General features: G+C 42.6%; 23 protein-coding genes, 1 tRNA gene and 1 pseudogene. 11 read left to right on the top strand and 14 right to left on the bottom strand.

Features of this window, described 5'->3' with window-relative positions; translation table 11 throughout:
* The first annotated feature begins 26 nt into the window (after positions 1–26).
* Positions 27–821: an LmeA family phospholipid-binding protein gene (locus FIS9605_RS0113765; RefSeq protein WP_026733107.1), complete on the top strand. Its 795-nt coding sequence runs from the start codon at positions 27–29 to the stop codon at positions 819–821.
* Positions 822–1,010: 189 nt separating this feature from the next.
* Here FIS9605_RS0113765 and FIS9605_RS0113770 read toward each other — a convergent pair whose 3' ends face one another.
* Positions 1,011–1,223: a hypothetical protein gene (locus tag FIS9605_RS0113770; protein ID WP_026733108.1), complete on the bottom strand. Its 213-nt coding sequence runs from the start codon at positions 1,221–1,223 to the stop codon at positions 1,011–1,013.
* A gap of 199 nt (positions 1,224–1,422) precedes the next feature.
* Positions 1,423–1,560 (bottom strand): hypothetical protein, encoded by a 138-nt coding sequence (locus tag FIS9605_RS42665; RefSeq protein WP_442854703.1) that lies wholly within the window; start codon positions 1,558–1,560, stop codon positions 1,423–1,425.
* A gap of 271 nt (positions 1,561–1,831) precedes the next feature.
* Between FIS9605_RS42665 and FIS9605_RS37035 the strand changes: the two genes are divergently transcribed.
* On the top strand, positions 1,832–2,812 hold the full coding sequence (locus FIS9605_RS37035) for a hypothetical protein (protein ID WP_063748454.1): 981 nt from the start codon (positions 1,832–1,834) through the stop codon (positions 2,810–2,812).
* 12 nt (positions 2,813–2,824) lie between these two features.
* On the opposite strand, the pseudogene FIS9605_RS37040 reads toward FIS9605_RS37035, so the two are convergent.
* The 6 genes and pseudogenes from FIS9605_RS37040 to FIS9605_RS0113810 all read right to left on the bottom strand — a co-directional run.
* Positions 2,825–3,143: pseudogene (locus FIS9605_RS37040) on the bottom strand (hypothetical protein); the annotation flags it as partial.
* A 240-nt stretch (positions 3,144–3,383) separates the two neighbouring features.
* Positions 3,384–4,361, bottom strand: coding sequence for a malate dehydrogenase (gene mdh / locus FIS9605_RS0113790; protein ID WP_026733109.1), 978 nt, complete (start codon positions 4,359–4,361; stop codon positions 3,384–3,386).
* A 17-nt stretch (positions 4,362–4,378) separates the two neighbouring features.
* Positions 4,379–4,594 (bottom strand): NAD(P)H-quinone oxidoreductase subunit O, encoded by a 216-nt coding sequence (locus FIS9605_RS0113795; RefSeq protein WP_026733110.1) that lies wholly within the window; start codon positions 4,592–4,594, stop codon positions 4,379–4,381.
* 356 nt (positions 4,595–4,950) lie between these two features.
* Positions 4,951–5,979: a DNA-formamidopyrimidine glycosylase gene (locus FIS9605_RS0113800; RefSeq protein WP_026733111.1), complete on the bottom strand. Its 1,029-nt coding sequence runs from the start codon at positions 5,977–5,979 to the stop codon at positions 4,951–4,953.
* Positions 5,980–6,142: 163 nt separating this feature from the next.
* The gene (locus FIS9605_RS0113805) at positions 6,143–6,361 is read right to left on the bottom strand and encodes a photosystem I reaction center subunit IV (protein WP_026733112.1); all 219 of its coding nucleotides are present in this window, start codon (positions 6,359–6,361) and stop codon (positions 6,143–6,145) included.
* A gap of 309 nt (positions 6,362–6,670) precedes the next feature.
* A complete protein-coding gene (locus tag FIS9605_RS0113810) occupies positions 6,671–7,255 on the bottom strand; it encodes a PAP/fibrillin family protein (RefSeq protein ID WP_026733113.1) in 585 nt (194 codons plus the stop codon).
* 239 nt (positions 7,256–7,494) lie between these two features.
* On the opposite strand from FIS9605_RS0113810, the gene FIS9605_RS0113815 reads away from it, so the two are divergent.
* On the top strand, positions 7,495–7,737 hold the full coding sequence (locus FIS9605_RS0113815) for a DUF3134 domain-containing protein (RefSeq protein ID WP_026733114.1): 243 nt from the start codon (positions 7,495–7,497) through the stop codon (positions 7,735–7,737).
* An 82-nt stretch (positions 7,738–7,819) separates the two neighbouring features.
* The gene (mraY, locus tag FIS9605_RS0113820) at positions 7,820–8,920 is read left to right on the top strand and encodes a phospho-N-acetylmuramoyl-pentapeptide-transferase (RefSeq protein ID WP_026733115.1); all 1,101 of its coding nucleotides are present in this window, start codon (positions 7,820–7,822) and stop codon (positions 8,918–8,920) included.
* A gap of 392 nt (positions 8,921–9,312) precedes the next feature.
* Here mraY and FIS9605_RS0113825 read toward each other — a convergent pair whose 3' ends face one another.
* A complete protein-coding gene (locus FIS9605_RS0113825; protein ID WP_026733116.1) occupies positions 9,313–10,647 on the bottom strand; it encodes a serine hydrolase in 1,335 nt (444 codons plus the stop codon).
* A gap of 497 nt (positions 10,648–11,144) precedes the next feature.
* On the opposite strand from FIS9605_RS0113825, the gene remA reads away from it, so the two are divergent.
* Complete coding sequence (gene remA, locus FIS9605_RS0113830) at positions 11,145–11,411, top strand: extracellular matrix/biofilm regulator RemA (RefSeq protein ID WP_026733117.1); 267 nt, start codon at positions 11,145–11,147, stop codon at positions 11,409–11,411.
* A 177-nt stretch (positions 11,412–11,588) separates the two neighbouring features.
* The gene (gene gmk / locus FIS9605_RS0113835) at positions 11,589–12,188 is read left to right on the top strand and encodes a guanylate kinase (protein WP_026733118.1); all 600 of its coding nucleotides are present in this window, start codon (positions 11,589–11,591) and stop codon (positions 12,186–12,188) included.
* Positions 12,189–12,361: 173 nt separating this feature from the next.
* Here the strand turns inward: gmk and FIS9605_RS0113840 are convergent, their stop codons facing one another.
* From FIS9605_RS0113840 to FIS9605_RS0113850, 3 genes are all read right to left on the bottom strand, one after another.
* Positions 12,362–12,880, bottom strand: coding sequence for a photosystem I reaction center protein subunit XI (locus FIS9605_RS0113840; protein ID WP_026733119.1), 519 nt, complete (start codon positions 12,878–12,880; stop codon positions 12,362–12,364).
* 377 nt (positions 12,881–13,257) lie between these two features.
* On the bottom strand, positions 13,258–13,395 hold the full coding sequence (gene psaJ, locus FIS9605_RS0113845) for a photosystem I reaction center subunit IX (protein ID WP_009459082.1): 138 nt from the start codon (positions 13,393–13,395) through the stop codon (positions 13,258–13,260).
* 37 nt (positions 13,396–13,432) lie between these two features.
* Positions 13,433–13,930 (bottom strand): photosystem I reaction center subunit III, encoded by a 498-nt coding sequence (locus tag FIS9605_RS0113850; protein ID WP_026733120.1) that lies wholly within the window; start codon positions 13,928–13,930, stop codon positions 13,433–13,435.
* 483 nt (positions 13,931–14,413) lie between these two features.
* On the opposite strand from FIS9605_RS0113850, the gene tsaD reads away from it, so the two are divergent.
* Positions 14,414–15,457: a tRNA (adenosine(37)-N6)-threonylcarbamoyltransferase complex transferase subunit TsaD gene (tsaD, locus tag FIS9605_RS0113855; RefSeq protein ID WP_026733121.1), complete on the top strand. Its 1,044-nt coding sequence runs from the start codon at positions 14,414–14,416 to the stop codon at positions 15,455–15,457.
* A gap of 70 nt (positions 15,458–15,527) precedes the next feature.
* Here the strand turns inward: tsaD and FIS9605_RS37045 are convergent, their stop codons facing one another.
* Both FIS9605_RS37045 and FIS9605_RS0113865 read right to left on the bottom strand, forming a co-directional pair.
* Positions 15,528–16,508 (bottom strand): alpha/beta fold hydrolase, encoded by a 981-nt coding sequence (locus tag FIS9605_RS37045; RefSeq protein ID WP_051469993.1) that lies wholly within the window; start codon positions 16,506–16,508, stop codon positions 15,528–15,530.
* A 115-nt stretch (positions 16,509–16,623) separates the two neighbouring features.
* Complete coding sequence (locus tag FIS9605_RS0113865; RefSeq protein ID WP_026733122.1) at positions 16,624–17,343, bottom strand: hypothetical protein; 720 nt, start codon at positions 17,341–17,343, stop codon at positions 16,624–16,626.
* Between the two features lie 298 nt (positions 17,344–17,641).
* Here FIS9605_RS0113865 and FIS9605_RS0113870 point away from each other — a divergent pair, with 298 nt between their 5' ends.
* From FIS9605_RS0113870 to prmC, 4 genes are all read left to right on the top strand, one after another.
* Complete coding sequence (locus FIS9605_RS0113870) at positions 17,642–18,169, top strand: GNAT family N-acetyltransferase (protein WP_026733123.1); 528 nt, start codon at positions 17,642–17,644, stop codon at positions 18,167–18,169.
* A 379-nt stretch (positions 18,170–18,548) separates the two neighbouring features.
* Positions 18,549–18,622: transfer RNA gene (locus tag FIS9605_RS0113875), tRNA-Pro, on the top strand.
* Between the two features lie 551 nt (positions 18,623–19,173).
* Complete coding sequence (locus tag FIS9605_RS0113880) at positions 19,174–20,010, top strand: Tic22 family protein (protein ID WP_035139799.1); 837 nt, start codon at positions 19,174–19,176, stop codon at positions 20,008–20,010.
* A 143-nt stretch (positions 20,011–20,153) separates the two neighbouring features.
* A complete protein-coding gene (gene prmC, locus FIS9605_RS0113885) occupies positions 20,154–21,068 on the top strand; it encodes a peptide chain release factor N(5)-glutamine methyltransferase (RefSeq protein ID WP_026733125.1) in 915 nt (304 codons plus the stop codon).
* Positions 21,069–21,171: the final 103 nt, after the last annotated feature.

Raw genomic sequence — 21,171 nt, forward strand, 5'->3', positions numbered from 1 at the left:
GAAGAAGTTTTGTGGAGGTAAACTCTATGTTTGGCAGCTTTACTGGTTTAACTAATCCCACTGGCAGCGATTGGGGAGAGCGCTTACTCAACACCGTTGCCAGCAAAACGATTCGCTACTTATTTACTCAAAGCGAGTCAGTAGAAGTTTTTGTCCAATGCCATCCTTCCAGTAAACTCTTGCAGGGCAGCATCGATAGCTTCAAAATGAGCGGTCGTGGGCTTGTCATCCGCAATGATTTCAGGGCGGAAGAAGTATCCTTCGAGACTGACGCCGTAGCGATTGACTTTAGCGGCGTTTTGAGCGGCAAACTCACTCTCAAGCAACCCACCCAAGCCGTTGCTCAAGTCACCCTCTCAGAAGCAGACATCAACCACGCTTTTAAGGCTGAACTGGTGAAAAAGCGTCTGGTGAACCTCTCCCTGCCTGACTTAACCGATATATCTGGCGGTGAGTTGGTCTCCTTTGAAGCCGTCCAGCTACAGCTGTTGTCCAACAATCGGGTGCAGATTTGGGCTAAGGCTAACCTAAGCAACGGCGAACTCGTGCCGATTAGCCTGAGTGCAACCATAATGATTGAGCGACGGCGTCGCCTTGCTTTCTGTAACCCGAAGTTTGAAGCAGACATGGTGCCAGAATCTCAACGAGACATCTCTCAAAGCTTGAGCATCGCATTGGCTCAAATTTTGGATCGCATGGTCGATTTGGAACGCTTTGATCTCGATGGCATCACGATGCGGCTCAACCGATTAGAAACTCAAGGTAAACAGTTGATTTTCAGTGGCTACGCCCAAATCGATCGCATCCCCGCTAGCTCCTAATCTAGCGGAGAGATTTTTTTCTTAAGTCACGCAGGAAATAAAAGCGATCGCTCGTCCACTGTAGCGAAACACCGCTAATGATTGACGTAGGGCGTTACGTTTTTTACGAAGAGTCCTCATTATTCTTTTTATAACGTAAATTGCTTTTAATTGTTGAATAGTTATATAGTTTGTAATTATCGTAAACTATCAAGCTGAAATACTGACGTTAGTGATTGGTAAGTAACGGAGGAAATAAAAGCGATCGCTCCTCCAATCACTTTTGTTATTGACAATCAATTGTGATGCGGCTGTCACGTCTTGAAATTGCACACTGGTTCGATAGGATAGCCAAGAGTCACGTATTCCAGAGTCCCGGTTTTTTTGAAGTTTTTGCAACACAACTTTTTCAATTTGTCCCAAGATTGTTACGGATTATCACTTATATTGAATAGACCCAAAGCCTCGGTACAAGTTAAAAAAACTTGAAAAGATGGCTAGGAAAGGGTTTCATAAATTTTGAAGAATATGAAACCCGAAACATTTTGCTTAACTTGGAGGATAAAGTCTTGGAGTTCCACCAAGTTCTACAATTTTTGTCCTTTACTTAGACCCAAAGCATCTACTGCTTAATGAAGCGTTCGTTTGTCTGTAGTTTACTAGGGTCTAAATCGTCAAGACTCAGCTTCTCAAGGTTTTGCCGACTCGGTGCTGCAATTCCCACAATACTTAGTAGTTTTAGTTGCGACTCTTTCAGCATGACCACTGAATGCATGAAACTGTTGGTCAATTCGTGAAGGGTCTTACCCCTCCCTAATCAGTTCGCTCCCAGCCTCAGGCTGGGAATGCTGCTAACGAGGCTCTACCTAGACTTTTATTGAAAATAGAGGCTCCACCTCCTGGTAGTACATTCCTTGGCTGGAGCCAGGCAATCAAAGGTTAGGGGATCTGACTCCCCATTAATTCGCCAACACTCACGAATTTGAAGCGAACCATTACTTTTTTTGTCCAAAATTTAAAAGCCAAGACGCATGATAAAAAAGACAATAAATAAGCAAAAGGATACTAAATTTCTCTACTACGGAGAATTATTCACAGCAATACGGTCAAAGGTTTCTCCTTATTATGCGAACACTAGAAGAAATCCTCTGTGGCTTTTAATGTTTTTAATTGGTCGATTTCAAATTGTCCGTTCTCTTGTCACCTGGATATCTAAACGCTCTCGGGCGGAGAATGATTGCCTCAGTTCCTCTAGTTTTCCGGAACTTAAAGTTGACGATGTTGTCAGTTGTTTGAAACAAGACGGGATCTACTTAGGCCTTCGGCTTCCTAAACAATTCCTCCAAGAACTCCTTAACTTTGCTAACAGCAATCATTGTTATGGGGACGGAAACTATAGCTGTGGGTTCTTGTATGCTGAAAAAGACACAGCAATACAGCAATATGGAAAACCTTTTGTTCGGGGTGAGTATTACAATACTGCTGTGCTTTGTCCGGCAATCAAAAAACTGGCAAACGATCCAAAGTTATTAGAGATAGCGACTAAATATTTAGGAAAAACTCCTGTATTCACAAGTAGTCGGCTACACTGGATTTTTACAGTTCCGGAAGCCGGATATGATTTCAACAAAGGTGCGATGAATTTTCATTACGATCTCATGGACTATTGTAGCTTGAGATTTTTCTTTTATCTGACCGATGTAGATTTATTGAGCGGACCTCATATCTGTTTTCGTGGCAGTCACAAGCGGAAGAAATTTAATTATCTTCTCTCTTTATCTAGACGGCAATCTGAGGCAGAATTGCTAGATTACTATGGGTTCCAAAAGAGCTTAACTGTTTGTGGCTCAGCGGGGTTTGGGTTTGCCGAAGATCCATTTTGTTTTCATAAGGCAGTACCTCCAATTTCTCAAGATCGTCTCCTACTGCAAATCCAATTTGCACTGTATGATTATGGGGATCAAACTGTTTTTGTAAACCCAGCATTATTAGAAAGATGTTTGCCATCCTGATAGAATCAACGGTTTCAGTAATGCATTCGCCGCCCAAGTGCCAACAATAGTTCCTTCAAACTTAAAATCAGGGCTTTTCAAACCTTCACTCAGTATTTCTAAACTCTCAAGAGATATGAGAATATGTTTTCTTGGAAATTGCGATCGCTCCTTTTTTCTCTAAGTCCTCAAAGATGCTCTGATCATCTCCTACCTTCTTGACCTTGGTTACAATTTGCTTTGTAAGTTCTCCTTTCTTCAGTTCCTGCTTCGTTCCTCCCAAATCCCACAAAGCAAGAAGCAGGCGAGTTTGAGCTTGGGTAGCTTGTAGATTATTCTTTTTTGCGTTCATACTGAGTGTTATTATTTACCCTTTTATATTTTAATAAATGTATTTTTGCTTGATAGTAACATTACTGAAAAATTTATGTTAACTTTATGAAAGTAAGTATATTCATCAATAAAAAAGGCGGCACTTTGAAGGAAGTCAGTGTCGCGTTTGTAAGCTTTTTTACTCTAAATGATTTATCTGGTTAGGTTAGTGAGGAAATAGGAAGATGAAAATCAACATCTCATCACCTGACGGTGAAGATTATTTTGCTGCCATCAAAATCTCCTGTGCCCGGTCAATATTTTGACGCACCGACTTCGCCGAAGCTTGAAGCGCTGCCCTCTCCTCATCGCTAAGACTCAATTCCAACACACACTCAATTCCACCGCATCCCAACCGACAAGGAACGCCAATTACAACATCTTCTAAACCGTATTCTCCCCGAAGATACGTTGCCACAGGTAACAAACGCGACTGATTCAGCAATATCGATTCCACCATAACGCAGGTAGCAGAGGCTGGGGCAAAGAAAGCGCCGCCTGTCTGCATCAATTCAACAATTTCTGCGCCACCGTTACGCGTCCGTTCTACCAAGCGTTCAATTGTGTCTGTTTCCAACAATTCTGTAACTGGGATGCCGTTAACAGTCGCAAAACGCGGCAAGGGAACCATTAAATCGCCGTGGCTACCCAGTACCATCGCCTTGACATCACGAGGCAAAACTCCAAGTTCCATTGCAATGAAGGTTTCAAAGCGTGCCGAGTCTAACACGCCTGCCATACCCATAATGCGATCGCGCGGTAATTCTGTTGCTTGCCACGCTAAATAAGTCATCACATCCAAAGGATTGGTGACGACAATAATTATGGCATTGGGAGAGTGGGCGATCGCATTCTTGGCTGCTTCTACGACAATCTTGGCATTTGTCCGTAGTAAATCATCTCGACTCATGCCGGGTTTGCGGGGAAAACCTGCCGTAATCACCACGATTTCCGAACCAGTTGTATCGGCATAATCGTTAGTGCCGATAATTTTACGGTTGTGCAGTTCAATTCCCCTTGCCTCCATCAAATCTAGCGCCAGTCCCTGGGGCATTCCCTGAACGATATCCAGCAACACCACATCTGCTAGGTTTTTCTCCGCAATGCGTTGGGCAAGGGTACTGCCAACTCTACCAGCACCGATGACGGTGACTCGGGGTGAGTAACACAGAATTGGGGAGGAAGGGGAAGTATACATGATATTTTACTTAAACTCTACTTAAACTCTTCAAGTTGATCTAAACGCAACCAAATATTTGGTGTTGGTACTTTCCCGAACTTTACAAAGGCATAATCGCCCTTGATATCTACAATCTCGCCTTTGCTATCAAACAAATAAGCAGGTAAGCGAGGATCGCTAGCTTTTGCTTCTAGACTGTTTTCCAGCTTTTCGCGGATAACGCGAACCATATCTCCTCTCTTTACAGGCATAAATTATTCCCCTCTGGAGTAAATCGATTGCTTTTATACAGGATTCTAGCTTGCACTCAGTCTCTGTTGAGCTATGAGTTACTGTTTTCTAAGTTAGTGGGGAAATTTTCTGCACTGCTTTCACCTTGCGTTTGATACCAAATTCACTTTTACAGCTACTGGATTTGGACTCATCGAAATCTCAAATGGTGAGCATTTCAAAATCCAAAATAGAAATGTTGTTTGTTATTTGTTGTTTGTTGTCTAGAACAAACAATCATCAACGACCAACAACCAACAACCTTCAGCGCATCTAATTTTTATACTAGCTTGCTAGCAATCAGCTAAAACCTTTTCAATTTTTAATTTTTAATTCTTCATCGCTGACACTGGATGCAAAAATGACTGGATCTTCCAGCTAACCTCGTCCGTTGAATAGCACTTCCGCAAACACGGCAGGCTTCTCCGGCACGGTTGTAAACCCATGCCACACCGCCATAATTACCATTAACACCCTTGACGTTGAGAAAATTACTAAAAGTTGTGCCACCAACTTCGATACTGGCTTCTAGCACTTTAATTATTGCCGATCGCAACCTTTCTATTTGCTCTGGCTGTACATCTGCACACGGTGTTTCTGGCAGTATACCACTGAGAAATAATGCTTCATCGGCATATATATTACCTAATCCCGCTACCACAGCTTGATCTAGCAGGGCAGTTTTAATGGGACGGCGGCTGTGTGGCAGTTTTTCTGCCAGATACTCAGTTGTAAATTCTGGTGAAAATGGATCTGCTGCCAGTTTTGCTAAACCAGTAATAATACTTTCTGGTGCTTGTTTTGGGGGAACCCACCACATTTGACCAAAGGTACGCTGGTCAACAAAGCGTAATTCCCAATCATCTTTAAAAAATAACCTTACCCGTGTGTGCTTGTGTAATGGTTCATCTCGATGCAGCCATAGTAGTTGACCAGTCATTCGTAGGTGAACGCCCAGCCAGCCAGCTGAGGGAGTGGGGGAGTGGAGGAGTGGAGGAGTGGAGGAGTGGGAGAGTAATTTTGAATTGTTCATTTCCCCTCCTCTCCCTCTGTTCCCATCTCCCTCTCCTAATTTTTCCCCCTCTCCCACTCTCCCCCTCGCCCCTAATTCCCACTCCCTGTCGGTCGTGGGGGCCCCGAGTTCCCCTTCCTCCCCAAGAGAAGGGGTAAGTTCAGCCAGAAGATATTTACCGCGACGATGCCAAGTGGCGATCGCACTTCCCTGGATGAAGGCAACAAAATCATCTACTGACAACGGGTAGGCGATCGTGCGATGCAATAACACGTCTCCACCCGTAATTTCTTGATTGAGGGTCAATTGATTTAGACCCCGCCGGACTGTTTCAACTTCAGGCAGTTCAGGCATCTAAGCTAATTTTGACAAGTACTTATGATTTTTTAGCAGATTTGGCAGACATTAATATAGGGAGCAGTAAATAGTGAGTATTGAATCAAAGCCTTGATTCTTTACCCACTGCTTCCTACTCCCGAAAATCACCCCATCAAACTTTTGTAGAGGTTTCTATCCCTTAGGCTTTTTTCGCTTTCGCTTTTGGTGCTTCAACCTCTACCAACTCATCTTGAGCGAAGTTATTGGTATTGACGCCAGCATAATTTACCTTCTCAAATCGGACAATTACTGGATATCTGCTGGTGCCGCCTTGCTCAATAGATGCTACAGTTCCTACATCCTGAAACCAGTAAGATTCTGGGCGGAGAATGCGTACTTTAGAACCACGTTGAACCATGAGTTTTTTCCCTTTATGTTATCAATTGCCAATGTATGAGGCTAATTGATTTCACTGTACAATCTGAGCGCCTCAGGCAGAAGCTTTGTTAAGTTATTTGTCATTAGTCATTGGTCATTGGTCATTAGTCATTGGTTCTTTCCTCTATTCGCCTATTCCCCCACTCCCCTCATCTCCCCATCTCCCCATCTCCCCATCTCCCCATCTCTCCTTCCCCCACTCTCCCCCACTAATAAGGTGTGAGACCCTCCTTGACAAAGCCTGAATCCTAGAATATCCTCTTGTCGCGAACAATAAATTATGGTGAACCTATGCCTTGGTTAGAACAAATACACTACCCTCGTTACCCCTGCCTATCCGCAATTCGCTATCTAAATAGGTAATATCCAACCAGCCTTGTTGTTCGTTACTGTTAAGAGGAAAGTCAAGGGCAGTAAATTTTTGACCAGCTTCTATTCGTTGGATAAAACTGTCAGGAGAGTTATAGTCGATTAAACGTTGTAAACCAACAATCGAACGCTCAAATTTGACTTGGACACGGCGACCGGAGACTGGCTCAAATTTGGCAGCTACACTAACTAAACTTTCGAGTAAGGGTAAACCATAAATCTCGGCTATGTTGTAGACGCTGTTAGTATTAACGCGAATACACTGATAGATTTCACCGAGTTTGCTCAAAGGAAAGCGATCGAGATTCAAAAGAGCTTTGCTAGTGGTATACAGTAATCGCCAATTACCATCCAGCAAATCACCAGCTTCCACCGGACGTGGTGTGGGGTTAAGGTCTTCCAAATTAGCGATCGCAACTAAAATAGCTTGTTTATCCTGCTCGCTTGCCAACAGACCGCGATTTTTTCCAGCAATTGCTTCTAAAAGAGTTGCTTTTCCCAACATCACCTGTCACCTCAAACAGTATTAGTCTCAATAAACAATAAGAATAAAGTTGATGCCCTATGTATAGCGCCGTATTTATAACTAATTTGCTATCACTGTATGTTGCGTTGATAGTAAAACTCAAAAAAATTTGTCGGATTTCAGAAGTAACTAGTTGAATGATTAACTAAAATCTTCCGTATCAAGTGGTAGACTCTTAATGTCAAGCTACAATAGCCCCTCTTGTCTCTTAGTCAGATATGCTGAATTCTCCATTACGTGAAGAACCCCGCAACCAACGCGCAGCTGTAATACCATTAAAGCAAGAGTCCTCACTTTTGGACTGGTTACAGACTAGCGGTCGTCTCATAGCCCGTGATGCCCATGAAGCAGATTTCACTCAAGAAAACGAAGAGGAGATTTCTGAATTTTTGGGTGGCGATGATGGTATAGCCGATTATGACTTCGATGACGATGATGATATTGTTCCAGACGAAGAATAGCCTGTAAAGGCTGGAGAGTTTCTATCTTAAAAAATCCCAACTGTTCATCCGTTGTACAAGTGTGGAGTGAGGGGAAATATCCGTGGACGCTAAATTATCTCCTGACCAGGGATTGAATATTTCTGGCATTGGTCTAGTCTCGTTATTAGGTGTAGGATTAAGTGTCGCAGCACTGGTTTTCGATTCAATGGCGAATAGATCGCCTTGGCAATTGGCTTCGCTAAGCTTGCCGTTACTAATCAGTGCTGTAATTTCAGCAGCAGTGGGCTTCTTTGTAGTACCAATGCTGCAAGCACTTAAAACTGGGCAAATTATCCGTGAAGATGGCCCCCAAGCCCACCTGAAAAAGGCTGGCACCCCAACAATGGGGGGCATATTTTTTATCCCAGTGGCAGCGATCGCTGCCTGTGTATTGTCTAAGTTTACTACAGAAGTACTCGCTGTTTCTGCATTGACACTGAGCTACGGGTTAATTGGCTGGATCGATGACTGGCAAATTTTGCGCCGCAAGTCCAATAAAGGTATTTCTCCACGGATGAAACTTGCTCTCCAGATTGGTTTTGCGGCTCTTTTCTGTCTTTGGCTGATTTTTAATCAACCTTCTGAGATTACAAATTTAGCTTTACCCTTTGGTTTCTCTCTACCCTTGGGCTTGCTATTCTGGCCTTTAGCTGGCTTTGTACTAGTGGCAGAAAGTAATGCTACTAATTTAACAGATGGCATTGATGGTTTAGCCGCAGGAACAGTAGCGATCGCATTGCTAGCCCTAGGTGCGCTCATTGCTCCTACTTCGCCTGGATTGATGATTTTCTGTGCTGCTTTATGTGGTAGTTGCTTGGGCTTTTTAGCACACAACCGTAACCCAGCCCGTGTTTTCATGGGAGATACTGGTTCCCTAGCCCTAGGAGGTGCTTTAGCAGCAGTAGGACTACTAACTAACAGCCTCTTAGCACTGTTCATTCTCAGTGGCATCTTCTTTGTAGAAACCCTTTCAGTAATGGCACAGGTTTCCTATTACAAAGTAACAAAAGGCCCTGATGGAAAAGGGAAGCGCCTGTTGAAAATGGCTCCTTTACACCATCATCTAGAACTCTCTGGTTGGTCAGAACTACAAGTTGTTGCTGTGTTTTATGTAATTAGCGCCATACTGGGTGTGATATGTTTGGCGATTGGTAAATTCTGAATATTCTAACAATATTAATCAAAGTAATTTACCTCCTCTGGTTGGGGAGGTTGTTTTTTTGTAATTAAAACTGTAATTACACTATTACGCCTGATGTGAATTAATACCAATTGAAAAAATGATTGCAACAGATGGATTTACATAACCCATACCCAGGAGGATTTCTCAATCACGCCACGTGCTTTATGCCGGGAGATCCGTCCACCGCAGTGGCTACAAAATCTAAAATCCAAAATCCAAAATGGTATAAAGCTACGATAAAATTTACGTTTTAGAAATTGACCGCAGATACACAATAAATAAAAGTTTTTCCTCTGCCTTCCCCCCTCTTGTAGGAGGAAATGAGGGGGGTACACACAAATAGATTTTGCTTATGCATTTATGTCATTTGTTTACAGTCTTGTATTGCGATAAATCATACGCTTATAAACAAGACGAGATATCTGAGGAAAAATTTCTCCGTCATTAGCGTATGCTGAGTTTTGAGCAAAAATAGTCAAAATATAACTTTTATTATCTTCTGTGGAAACCATTGCTGCCTCTGTGCGAGAGCGAGAAGTCCAACCGGCTTTAGAATGAAAACTAACATTAGCTTTAGATAAGGACTGACCAAAAAAACCTCGTACAGGATTAAAGCTATATAAATTCGGATCTTGCCAAGCTTCAGGATTTAAATCCCTTTTGAGCCATTTGCACATTTTTTGACTAGCTTGTTCAGAAACAGCCTGTTTGAGATAACAAATTTCGTACATTAGTCTAGCTGCGTGTTTGGTTGTAATCTTGTTAGAGTTCCAAACTGTCTTACCTAACATTTGCAATTCACTACCCTTGGGTCTGGAAAGATTGAGGTAGTAAAGTGGAAATGTTTTTTGACTAATATTGATGTGTTTGTAGCCTGCTTGTTGGAAAAATCGATTAAGTTGTTGGCGTTTATTTTTCAATTTTTGAAACTTGGCACTCTTGAGTCTTGATTGAGAACGCGTACCTGTAATTTGGTCAACAATATAGCTAGCAGCTTCATTATCAGATTCCTTAATCATCTTTGCTATATAAGGAGTAAAATCATCCTCATTGTTCCAAATACCGTTCTCTATTTGGGCATATAAAACTGCCAACCAAAACATTTTAACTACGCTGGCAGGATATCTCGGTATATCTTGCTGGTATCCCGCAGTTTCACCAGTATTCGCATCTATCAAAGTAATTGATAAACCTTTTCGAGGCAGACCTTTTGCTGTTGCAAGTTTAACAATATCGTTAACAATTCTTTGCAATTCTTGACTCTGGCTGAAATCTGGAGATGTAGTGAGATTATAGGCAACTTCTGAATATTCTTTTCCTAGTTGACGAGAAGGAATGGGTAGTGATTTAGCAATAGCCCAATCCGGACGTGGCGGTCGAATAGCACGTAAATTTAATGGTTTTCGACTGGATGATTTTGCTGGGAACTGGGTAGAACTCTGCTGCTGAGTAGTAAATAAACTTAATGGTTTTTGGTTAGATGTTGTGGCAGAAACCAATAGAAGAGATGGCTGAGGATCGGTGAGTAAGTTTGATGGCTGTTGAGTAGATAATTTTGTAGATTTTGCTATAACATACTTAGTCATTAAGGTAGCTGCCAATACAAAGGGAATCGTCATTCTCACCGTTGCAGTATTTAAGCTAGCAGCAAAACGTAATGCTGATAGTCGCTGAGATGAGGGCTTAGATTGGCGCGATTTCTGCATTTTTACTTTTGATTTGTAATAAATGTGGTTTGCAAATATAAAATTGCAATAATCAGAGTGCTTATTTTACCAAAAGGTCATAGTATAAAACAAATCTGCTCCTATTGTCGGTGGCAGTAAAGCTCTAGTCAATAAAATAACTTGATTAAACGTAATAATGCCTATCTAAATTAACCTGTTATTTTATAAATCTTTAGAACTGACTTACAAAGTAGTCGGTCATACATTAACTTCACAACAATATAGATATAAAAGAAAATACTTTTATCTTATTTTTTAAATAGATACACGTTAGGCAGTGGTTTAACTTATTTAGAATTGTGTATATCTTTGGGAAGATTTTGAGTTAACTTAGCTGAGAAACACCTAAAAAAAGCATTTCTTATCTAAAAACAAAAGCTGGCGTAAAATTAAGCGTTGTAACTCCAATTCTTTAGGGATAACATTGGAAATAGTTCTGATTAAGCTTCTCACACCGCGCTTGGTGTCAGTTTTTTATGGACATTCAGTTAATCAACATCGGTTTTGGCAACATCGTGTCTGCCAACCGAGTAGTTGCCATTGTCAGTCCAGAGTCTGCCCCGATTAAGCGAATCATTACTGATGCACGGGATCGAGGTCAACTTATTGATGCAACCTACGGTCGCCGCACCAGGGCTGTAATTATTACTGATTCCAGCCATGTTATTCTTTCAGCGATTCAACCGGAAACGGTAGCGAATCGCTTCGTGGTTTCCCGCGATCATCAGGTGGTGGATAATTGAATCAGGGGTGGGTTAAAATATCTACTCCCCTTTGTGCCGTGCCGACAGTAACATGTGAATTAGACAAGTTTTCTGTCACTCGTGCTACGAATTTCTCAGTCATATAGTCGCCCTACCAACTTACAAAGGCTAGTGACTAATGAATAATGTCTATTAATTGATTCACAGATTGAGCGGATGATGCAAGTTTTATCCATCCAGAGTGGTGCTACTACCAAAGATTGCTCTTCTCCTGGCAAGCTTGTTGTCTTGACCGGGCCTAGCGGTGTGGGCAAAGGCACTTTAATGCGATCGCTTCTTCAGCGTCATCCAGAGTTTTATTACTCCGTATCTGCAACCACTCGTCCTCCTCGTCCAGGAGAAGTCGATGGTAGAGATTATTACTTTATTAGCCGCAGCAAATTTGAACAATTGGTGGCGGCTGGTGAATTCTTGGAGTGGGCAGAATTTGCTGGTAACTATTACGGTACTCCCCGTGAACCTGTTATCAACCAAATTTGCTCTGGCAAAATGGTTGTGCTAGAAATTGAGCTAGAAGGAGCACGACAAATTCGTCATTCCTTTCCTAGCGCACTCAGCATTTTCATTCTGCCGCCTTCCTTCAGCGAATTGGAAAAGCGGATACGGGGACGCGGACAAGATTCTGAAGAAGCGATCGCTCGTCGTTTGCGCCGCGCTCAAGAAGAAATTAACGCTGCTAATGAATTTGATATTCAAATCGTTAATGACGATTTTGAAACTGCCCTCAATTCTATTGAAGCGGCTTTATTTGGATAGTTAACCACCACTTTTAAACACCTCTAATTTCTTTGGCTAACAGCCAACAAAGGACACAAAGTAAAAGCTTTACGCCTTTTACTCTGTGTCCTTTGTAATTTTGTTAGTAGTTGGTTGTTGTTTGTTGTTTGTTTCAAGTAACTATCAATTACCAACAAATAACAAACAACTAATTAACCAAATAGACCTTGTATGAATCCTAAATTGGTAGTTAAAAAGTATGCTGTGACTGCACCACCAATAGCGCCAATTAAGAAAGCACTACCAAAGTTACTCCAACCTTCTTTAGATTGGAAAGCATCGGGAGTGTTGGGTACGGTAACGCTAGCAACAGGTTGGGGGGGATTGCTATTGGCATACAAAGATAAGGCCGCACTCAATATCACAACCAAACCTATGGTTGACAATAACCCAGCTAAGTTGGCATTGACTGTGTTCCGCAGGGGACCCAATTTGGCGAAGGGGCCAAACAGCCAGTAACCATGAGCCATACCAATTTCTAGTCCTCTTCTAAAGGGAGTAATACCTTGACGGTAGGCAGGCAAGTTATTAATGAACCACTTAGTAAAAGGAGAAGAATTGATCGGAGTTTCTAGGTTGCCGACCTGCGGATCGCGTTTTGCAGGAAAAACAACCTCCCGATTTCTAGGATCGCTAGGAAGATTTTTTGATGCATCTACTGCTTGCGCCATATTTTATTTTCGCCTCTAAGACAGTATGGTGGCAATATTTTATATTAATAATAATTGTAGTTGAGCAGGCTTTTTGAAAGGTATGTTTAAAAAAATTAATTTAGGGATTTTTATATGTTTTTATAAAGATGAAAAACTTATGCTGTTTCCAGCATTTTAAACTTTAAATAAATAATTTTGATTACTTGCTTATTTAGTTAGTAGTTAGTTGTTGATGGCTGGTTGTTGATTGTTGTTCGTTACTTCAAACAACCCTGCGGGTTCGTCAGTTGCTCATGGGGGAACCCCCAAGACCGCACTGACTCACTACCAACTACCAACAAACAACAAATTCTAACCACTAACTACTCTCTCAATGATTAAAACCCGTTAGCTATTTATGGTAACGGGTGGAAAAGTAGGTCAGGGAAAAAGCGGTTAAATTCAATCAAAATACCAGCTGTGATAAACAGCCAGATTGTAGTGATGACAGGTGCAGTGCTAAGAAACTTAAAGAAAGGGCTTTGATTATCCATGAATTCATCTCCAAAAAAGTGAATGAGTCAAACTCAACTAGCGTGGCGAAATAGGAATTTCTTCATCCCTGGCTGTTAATTCACCAGAAAGCAACTCTTTGATTGCTGCTGCTGGCCAAGCAAAGCCGGATAGCATGATTGGCAGTGCTAAGGGTACTTCGATTTGGATTTCTTTCTGTTCTACATCGCCTCCCTGCTTTTTGATTGTTTGCAGATAGGCGCGACCTACCCAACCAATCCAACCGGCAATATACAAAAAGAGAATGCTGGGGATCAAAAAGTCACCAGCACGATCCAAACGACCATCAACAATTAGGTGAGGTAAACCCTCTGAACCACACAGCGCCTGAGAATAACGCTCAAATCGTTTTTGCCCAGAATTGGGATCGGCGGTAGTATTGCGAGCAACTTGTGCCCGTTGCTGAAAGGCAGGGGATTCACTACAAGGCACAAGGTCTGCTCCTAGCGCTTTAGCGGGAGGAGCAAAATTAAACCAAAGACAAATCGCTAAAATCAAAGCAAACAAGCGTCGCATGGAATTGTTTCCTTTTATGACGAAACAAATATTTTTTTGTACAAAACGAAGCGGCTTGTACAATTGTGATTTGCACAACTATGAAGTCATTATAGTTTCATAGAATAAAGGTAAATACTTAAGTTACCTTTATTTTATGTTTATGGGAACTATACCCAACGGCTGAACTACTACAGCCAAGATCGGAAGAGGATTTGCTCCATTTCCGACTACTTTATAGAAGCGTGTTCGCTTTTGATGACCAGTAAAAATGCGTAATTTTTTATCTGGTCTTTTGTAAGCTTGTGGAGGTGAAATCCACAATTAAACCAGGTTAAACAAGGCTTTTGGCAGGTATTAATCTGACATATTTGCCTATTTTTCCTGTTATTTTGAGGGATTTTTAGTCTATGGCAATCATACTCTTGCCCGTGAACCGAGTAAAGTTGAAGTCAATAAAAGTTAAAGTTTCTCAAACTAGTCTTTATTTGGCATAACCCTACAATGGCAACTGTTTTAGCGATAGAAACCAGCTGTGATGAAACTGCTGTGGCAATTGTTAACAATCGTCAAGTGATGAGTAATATTATTGCCTCGCAAATCCCTGTTCACAGTCAGTATGGTGGGGTAGTACCGGAAGTTGCTTCGAGGCAGCACTTAGAAATAATCAATGGAGCGATCGCTCAAGCTCTAGAACAAGCTCAACTTGACTGGAGAGAAATCGATGGCATCGCTGCCACCTGTGCCCCTGGATTGGTAGGAGCGCTGCTGGTTGGGTTGACTGCCGCCAAAACCCTAGCAGTAGTACATAACAAGCCTTTTTTAGGAGTTCATCACCTCGAAGGTCACATTTATGCAACTTACCTAAGTGAGCCTGACTTACAGCCTGCTTTCCTTAGCTTACTCGTTTCCGGCGGACACACAAGCTTGATTTACGTCAAAGACTGTGGTGAATACCAAACTCTAGGTGAAACTCGTGATGATGCCGCTGGTGAAGCCTTTGATAAAGTGGCGCGTCTGTTGCAGTTGGGGTATCCCGGCGGGCCAGTCATAGACCGTTTAGCAAAGCAAGGGAATTCCCAAGCGTTTAGCCTGCCAGAAGGGAAAGTTTCCCTGCCGCATGGTGGGTATCATCCCTATGATGCGAGTTTTAGCGGCTTAAAGACGGCGGTGCTGCGACTGGTGCAGCAGTTGGAAAAACAAGAGCAGCCTGTACCAGTCGCAGATGTGGCAGCAAGTTTTCAGGATACCGTAGCGCGATCGCTCACTAAAAGAGCGATCGCTTGTGCGATCGATCATGGTCTAAATACAATCGCAGTTGGTGGGGGCGTAGCGGCTAATAGTGCTCTGCGAGAACACCTACAAGCAGCAGGAGCACAGCATAACCTCCGCGTGTTATTCCCCCCCCTGAAACTTTGCACCGACAATGCTGCCATGATTGGCTGTGCGGCTGCTGACCATCTTAACCGTGGTTATACCTCACCCTTAACACTTGGCGTGCAGTCTCGACTAGGACTAACTCAGGTGATGGAGTTGTATAAGCATTAGGGGGAAAGGGGAAAAATTTTCTTCCTTCTTCCTTCTTCCTTCTTCCCTATCTCCCCATCTCTCCATCTCTCTATCTCCCTCTCTCCCTATCTCCCACTCTCCCACTCTCGTGTTCTCCCACTTTCTCACTCTCGCTGTGACTATACTGAGCAATAATCGAGCGGATGCGATCGGCAACCGGATCTGGTTGTTCTAACATTGCCAGGTGTCCGCAATTAGGAATTTCGATGACATTGTCACCACAGTATTGGAACAATCGATGAAAACTCGCCAAGTGACGAACATATTTTGGTTCCATTACCTTATCGTGAGCACCAGCGAGGAAATAAACCGGCTGTTTTAACTGAGATACCAGCTGGGGTAAGCGATTAATTTCTTCCTCAGTTGTAGACTCAAGCAGTGTTCCCAAAGCAGCTTCTGGATCGGCAACGATAAAATCAATCATTCGTTGACGTGCCCAATACCGCTCTAGGGGACGCGCCACACTTGCTCTAGTAAACAGCAAATCAATCAAAGGCACTTGACTGAGCCACCGAGGACGGATTTGCAAAAACCGTTGACCTGCTGAGCGAAATTGCTCAAAGGCTTCTTTTAGATAAATACCACCACCGGCATTGATACAGATAACTCCCCGAACACGTTCGGTGTTCTGAGCTGCTCCCCAAAGAGCGATCGTACCTCCCAAGGAGTGACCAATAAGCCAGGCACTGGTAATATTGAGCTGTTCTAGGAGAGCCACTAAATCCCGTGCATAGGCCGCTGGTGTATAAAGAGAATCAAAGGGATTTACAAAATCAGTCCGGTAGGTGGAACTCAGGCTAAAAGCAGCCCCATCATCAATAAAACCGGTTTTTGCCTTGGGCTGGGACTCACCAAAACCTCTTAGATCATAAGATAGACACTGGAAATCAGCTGACAGGCGGGAAATCACAGGTTGCCAATAGCCACGACTGTTAAGCCAGCCGTGGATAAATACGAGAGTATGGGGGCAGGAGGTAGGAGCTGTGAGTTCGTATGCGTGTGGAACGCCCAAGATTTCGATGGTAGCCATACTTCTATCGTACCCTTAAGAGCGGGTGCGACAGAATAGAAATAGTCAATAGTCCAGAGTTAATAGTCCAGAGTCCAATTACACTTGACTGTTGACTGTTGACTCATAACTTTTTTCATCTGCCCAGTAATCTCTGCCGCACTCCTTCAGCAATTTTGTGACCCAAGTATTCCGGGATCAGGCTTTCATTCGGTCCCAACAAATAGAGAATTAAGCGTGTACGTCCACGCCAAACTAGCAGATTGGCATTTACTACCAAAAGGTCTTCTTGCCAGATAGCGTACATGACTTTATAAAATAATCCCGGTTGGTTATCAGCTTCTATCACTAAGGCAGGGAGATGAAATACCGGATCGACGTAGAACTCGGTTTGTACCTGCTCTAAGCCAGCATCAAGATTAAATTCTACTGCTAGCATCTCTTCTACCTCAAACCGCCCTGCTAAAGCTTCTCGAACAGCACGGCAGACATTCTCTGAGGTCTTGTCACTCAGAGCTTTGCTACCACGAGATACCAGCAGCTTGATAAATACCAACATCGGCGGTCGAATCTGACCGTATAAACTTAAACCGTGAATTGTCAGCCCATAAGCCGCCAGCACACCAAATATATCACTGAGGAGAAACGACTGGTTGCGGTAGGCAAAATGCAGAGCGCTTTTGCTACCTTCCTGTTTCAACTCAATAACGGCACGTCTGGTTTTATAGAGACGGTAGGCTAACCGCAAGTTTTGCAGCTGAATCTCACTGCTGACAAATTGCTCATAAAACTGGGGAAAAGCGCGGTTAAAGCGCTTTAGGAGTTCTAGTGTTGAAGATTTTAAACCAGAAGCCATCGTTGGGAGTAAGCCTTGCTTGCTGTCATCAAATCTAAAGTGTTCATCGGTGTTATGTACAATTGCGTCTGTTGATTATTACCCTTTTAGTTAATTTCTCCTAGCCTTTACCACAAAATGCTAAAGTTGAAAATGATTGGTGTGAAATAAGCGCTTACTGACAGCTGCCATTGGATGTCTCCACAACAGCTAAAAGCAAAGATTGTAAGGGATATCAACGATGAATAGCTCAGTTAAACCTTAATCTACACTCTTTCATTCAAAACCAATTCAGTTATACTACCCGAACCAAGCAGGCATGGGTTTTTGGAAAACTTGGTTTAGTGCTTCTGAACCGATCGCAACAAATAGAAAGACTCCTTTTGAAGAGCATACAGTGGATGCCGCAGGCGATTCCAGCTACAGTGGGGAACGTATTGTTTTCAGCACAGAACGAGATATTGATTTGTATGAGCTCGAAGAACTCTGTGATGCTGTAGGTTGGTCGCGCCGTCCTTTAAGAAAAGTCAAAAAAGCTATTGAGCATAGTTTTCTCGTAGCCTCAATGTGGCAAGTGCGAGGAAACAAGAGGCGGCTCATTGGTTTTGCCCGTGCTACTTCAGATCATGCTTTTAATGCCACTATTTGGGATGTAGTAGTTCATCCAGACTTTCAAGGTAGGGGACTGGGTAAGGCATTGATGAAATACGTACTCAAAAAACTGAGGAGTGAAGAAATTAGCAATGTCACTCTATTTGCCGATCCTCACGTTGTAGACTTCTACAGAAGTTTAGGTTTTATGTCCGATCCAGAAGGTATTAAAGGTATGTTTTGGTATCCTCAATAAGCAGGTAAGTGGCAATAGAAGCAGCTATGTTAAGGAGTGTAAAAATTGCTGAAACCCTTACCAATGAGAAATAACAAATGACAAATGAAGACCCTTACGAGTTAACTTTATTCGTGCCGATCTACTTAATCTCTAATACAAATACAGCCGCTGACCAATATTAAAGTAAGCCATACTGAGTCGATAATTATAAAAAGTGCGGAAATTTTCCACGTCTTGCGAAAAAAAAGCGGTTGACATACAAATCATTTCCTTGTAGTGTTAAAATAGCATAACAATTACAACTGTGCATTTCTTCTTAGTAGTGCGTGAGTTGTTATGGTTTGTGACAAGCAAGAAGTAAAGTAAGATTCCCACACTTCTTGTAGTGAGACATAGCCGGGATGTAGCGCAGCTTGGTAGCGCGCCTGCTTTGGGAGCAGGATGCCGCAGGTTCAAATCCTGTCATCCCGATATTAATGTTTTCACTTATTAAGCCCTAGAGTCATGACATGCCTCTAGGGTTTTCTATTGATCTAATAAGAAAACAAAATCTGACCATATTTTTAATATGAAATTAATTTAGGAACTTATTGGTAGTTAGATTAGCACTGCACTTGCCTATTTTTGCTGAAAAAGGAAACTTGGCGGTTTTGCTACTGGACAGATTTTAAGGCATAACAGACAAATTCAATTGCCTTGAGGATGTGTGTCGATTTAAGCATTGATTTTTTAATGTCGCAGGTGGAACGATTGATTATGCTGTGGCGTCAACTATGGCATAGTAAGCAATAAAATGACATTTGTCGCCTACAGAAGCAAGAAACTTTTCAGCATCTGAAAGCAACACATCACAGGCATCTATCTAAATTATTTTGCAGTCAATCTCGAAGCGAAATTGACAAACGAAAAACAGCACAGTCAACTGGAAAAAGGGATACTATAACAGAAACTAGTTGGTTCTGTGCCAATTCAACCATTTATTTGACTTGATTCAAATTGAAGTATTGATGCTAGGAGCAGTCATGAAATCATTGGTTCGCTGGGGCACAACATTAGGTTTAGTGGGAAGTACTCTACTAGCAACATTTTTAAGCGGAAATGTCCCAGTACTAGCATTACCAGAACAACAAATAAAAGAAAAACTGGATTCAGTACCAGTATTTTTAATCACAAATCCCCAAGGTTTGCCGCTTAGTCGTCCTTTAGAAGGGCAAAACGCACAAGCACAAAAGGGTGGCTCGGTGACAGGCGTTTATATGAGCCAGCAGGAAGCTCAGGCTTTCATTAACCAGCTGCGGAATGTTAAAGACAAAGATCCGAAAACAGCAGAAATGCTGAAAAGCCTGCAAGTAACAGCAGTGCCCCTCGGAGTAATTTACCAGCAATTACAGCAAAGCAAAAATCAACCAAACCGTCTGTTATTTGCTTTTAAACCTGTAGAGAAGGAGATACAGGGGGCAATGGATTTGCTCAAACAAAGCGGTCAAGACGTAAAACAGCTTAGAAGCGTACCTACTTTTTTGGTGAGATTTGCACCAGATAAAGGATATGTGCCTATTCAGTTGGGAGCTGACAAGAAAGAATATGTTCCTGTGTTTATGAGCAAGCAAGATGCAGATAGTTTGCTCAAGCAGGTGAAGCCCAAATTTCCCAAGGCTGATATTCAAGTAGTGGATGTGGACGGAATCATTAAAACCTTGCAGGAGAAAAACGACAAGTGGCTGGAACAAGTAATATTTTTCCCGTCTCCAGAAGCTAGACAATACATCCAGACACTTCCCAAAACAAACGCTCCTACTCCAAACCAAGCAGCACCTGCCCAGCCAAACCAAGCAGCACCCGCCCAGCCGAAAAAATAACAAAATCAATTATCAGTGAACACCGAACAGTTATCAGATTCAGAGTGATGGATATAAAAAAACGAATTCATTTTCATTGTTTAAACTCCTTGACTTTTAGTCATGAAGACTAACTGATAACTGATAACTGTTAACTGTAAAGCATGGTGGATCAACAGCCAAAAGAAATTTCTGGTTTGCGACTTTGGCAGTGGCGTAAAGCAGCTATCCAAGCGGCGATCGCTTCTGATGTTTCACCTGCCGAGGTAGATTGGTTACTGCAAGAGGTAGCTGGATTAGACCGTTTGGCACTTCGTTTAGAATCGTTTAAAGACTGGCCGCAAATTTCACTGCAACTGCCTTTAGAAGAATTAGAGGCGCTTTGGCAAAGACGATTAAACGATCGTCTGCCAGTGCAGTACATTACAGGAGTTACGCCTTGGCGGCAGTTTAAAATTGCAGTTTCTCCTGCGGTTTTGATTCCCAGACCAGAAACGGAGTGCTTAATTGATATTGCAGTGGCAGCAGTGCGTAAGGGCAGGGAAAATTTATGCTTAGAACAAGGACACTGGGCAGACTTAGGAACTGGTAGTGGAGCGATCGCCCTTGGACTAGCAGATGCCTTCAAGGAGGCAACAATTCATGCGGTTGACTGCTCAGAACAGGCGCTTTTAATTGCTCAAAAAAACGCCCAGAATTTAGGTCTTGCCGACCATATCCGTTTTTATCAAGGTTATTGGTGGGAACCGCTACAGTCCCTGCAAGGACAGTTCAGTGGTATGGTGTCTAATCCACCTTATATCCCTACAAGCATCGTATCTACCCTGCAACGAGAGGTTGTCAATCATGAGCCGCATCTCGCTTTGGATGGTGGTGCCGATGGTCTAGATTGTATCCGCCATTTGATCGCAACTTCCCCCGCCTATTTGCGATCGGGTGGGGTGTGGCTGGTTGAGATGATGGCAGGACAAGCAGATGCTGTACGAGAAATGTTGCAAAATCAAGGCAGCTACTGCAATATCGAAATTTATACCGATTTAGCTGGCATCGAACGCTTTGCTCTCGCTTACAAATTATGAGTTATAGATTATGAATTATGAAACTTATTCATATTTCATGATTCCTAATCATAGCGGTTCTCGTTTGAATGAGGTACGTGGGTAGGGGCAATTCATGAATTGC

This window comes from Fischerella sp. PCC 9605 (assembly GCF_000517105.1).
Lineage (GTDB): Bacteria > Cyanobacteriota > Cyanobacteriia > Cyanobacteriales > Nostocaceae > PCC9605.

Excerpts from the sequence above, each read along its gene's own strand:
- FIS9605_RS0113765 (WP_026733107.1), top strand. The coding sequence starts at position 27 with ATGTTTGGCAGCTTTACTGGTTTAACTAATCCCACTGGCAGCGATTGG.
- FIS9605_RS42665 (WP_442854703.1), bottom strand. The coding sequence starts at position 1,560 with ATGCTGAAAGAGTCGCAACTAAAACTACTAAGTATTGTGGGAATTGCA.
- FIS9605_RS37035 (WP_063748454.1), top strand. The coding sequence starts at position 1,832 with ATGATAAAAAAGACAATAAATAAGCAAAAGGATACTAAATTTCTCTAC.
- mdh (WP_026733109.1), bottom strand. The coding sequence starts at position 4,361 with ATGTATACTTCCCCTTCCTCCCCAATTCTGTGTTACTCACCCCGAGTC.
- FIS9605_RS0113795 (WP_026733110.1), bottom strand. The coding sequence starts at position 4,594 with ATGCCTGTAAAGAGAGGAGATATGGTTCGCGTTATCCGCGAAAAGCTG.
- FIS9605_RS0113800 (WP_026733111.1), bottom strand. The coding sequence starts at position 5,979 with ATGCCTGAACTGCCTGAAGTTGAAACAGTCCGGCGGGGTCTAAATCAA.
- FIS9605_RS0113805 (WP_026733112.1), bottom strand. The coding sequence starts at position 6,361 with ATGGTTCAACGTGGTTCTAAAGTACGCATTCTCCGCCCAGAATCTTAC.
- FIS9605_RS0113810 (WP_026733113.1), bottom strand. The coding sequence starts at position 7,255 with ATGTTGGGAAAAGCAACTCTTTTAGAAGCAATTGCTGGAAAAAATCGC.
- FIS9605_RS0113815 (WP_026733114.1), top strand. The coding sequence starts at position 7,495 with ATGCTGAATTCTCCATTACGTGAAGAACCCCGCAACCAACGCGCAGCT.
- FIS9605_RS0113825 (WP_026733116.1), bottom strand. The coding sequence starts at position 10,647 with ATGCAGAAATCGCGCCAATCTAAGCCCTCATCTCAGCGACTATCAGCA.
- remA (WP_026733117.1), top strand. The coding sequence starts at position 11,145 with ATGGACATTCAGTTAATCAACATCGGTTTTGGCAACATCGTGTCTGCC.
- gmk (WP_026733118.1), top strand. The coding sequence starts at position 11,589 with ATGATGCAAGTTTTATCCATCCAGAGTGGTGCTACTACCAAAGATTGC.
- FIS9605_RS0113840 (WP_026733119.1), bottom strand. The coding sequence starts at position 12,880 with ATGGCGCAAGCAGTAGATGCATCAAAAAATCTTCCTAGCGATCCTAGA.
- psaJ (WP_009459082.1), bottom strand. The coding sequence starts at position 13,395 with ATGGATAATCAAAGCCCTTTCTTTAAGTTTCTTAGCACTGCACCTGTC.
- FIS9605_RS0113850 (WP_026733120.1), bottom strand. The coding sequence starts at position 13,930 with ATGCGACGCTTGTTTGCTTTGATTTTAGCGATTTGTCTTTGGTTTAAT.
- tsaD (WP_026733121.1), top strand. The coding sequence starts at position 14,414 with ATGGCAACTGTTTTAGCGATAGAAACCAGCTGTGATGAAACTGCTGTG.
- FIS9605_RS37045 (WP_051469993.1), bottom strand. The coding sequence starts at position 16,508 with ATGGCTACCATCGAAATCTTGGGCGTTCCACACGCATACGAACTCACA.
- FIS9605_RS0113865 (WP_026733122.1), bottom strand. The coding sequence starts at position 17,343 with ATGGCTTCTGGTTTAAAATCTTCAACACTAGAACTCCTAAAGCGCTTT.
- FIS9605_RS0113870 (WP_026733123.1), top strand. The coding sequence starts at position 17,642 with ATGGGTTTTTGGAAAACTTGGTTTAGTGCTTCTGAACCGATCGCAACA.
- FIS9605_RS0113880 (WP_035139799.1), top strand. The coding sequence starts at position 19,174 with ATGAAATCATTGGTTCGCTGGGGCACAACATTAGGTTTAGTGGGAAGT.
- prmC (WP_026733125.1), top strand. The coding sequence starts at position 20,154 with ATGGTGGATCAACAGCCAAAAGAAATTTCTGGTTTGCGACTTTGGCAG.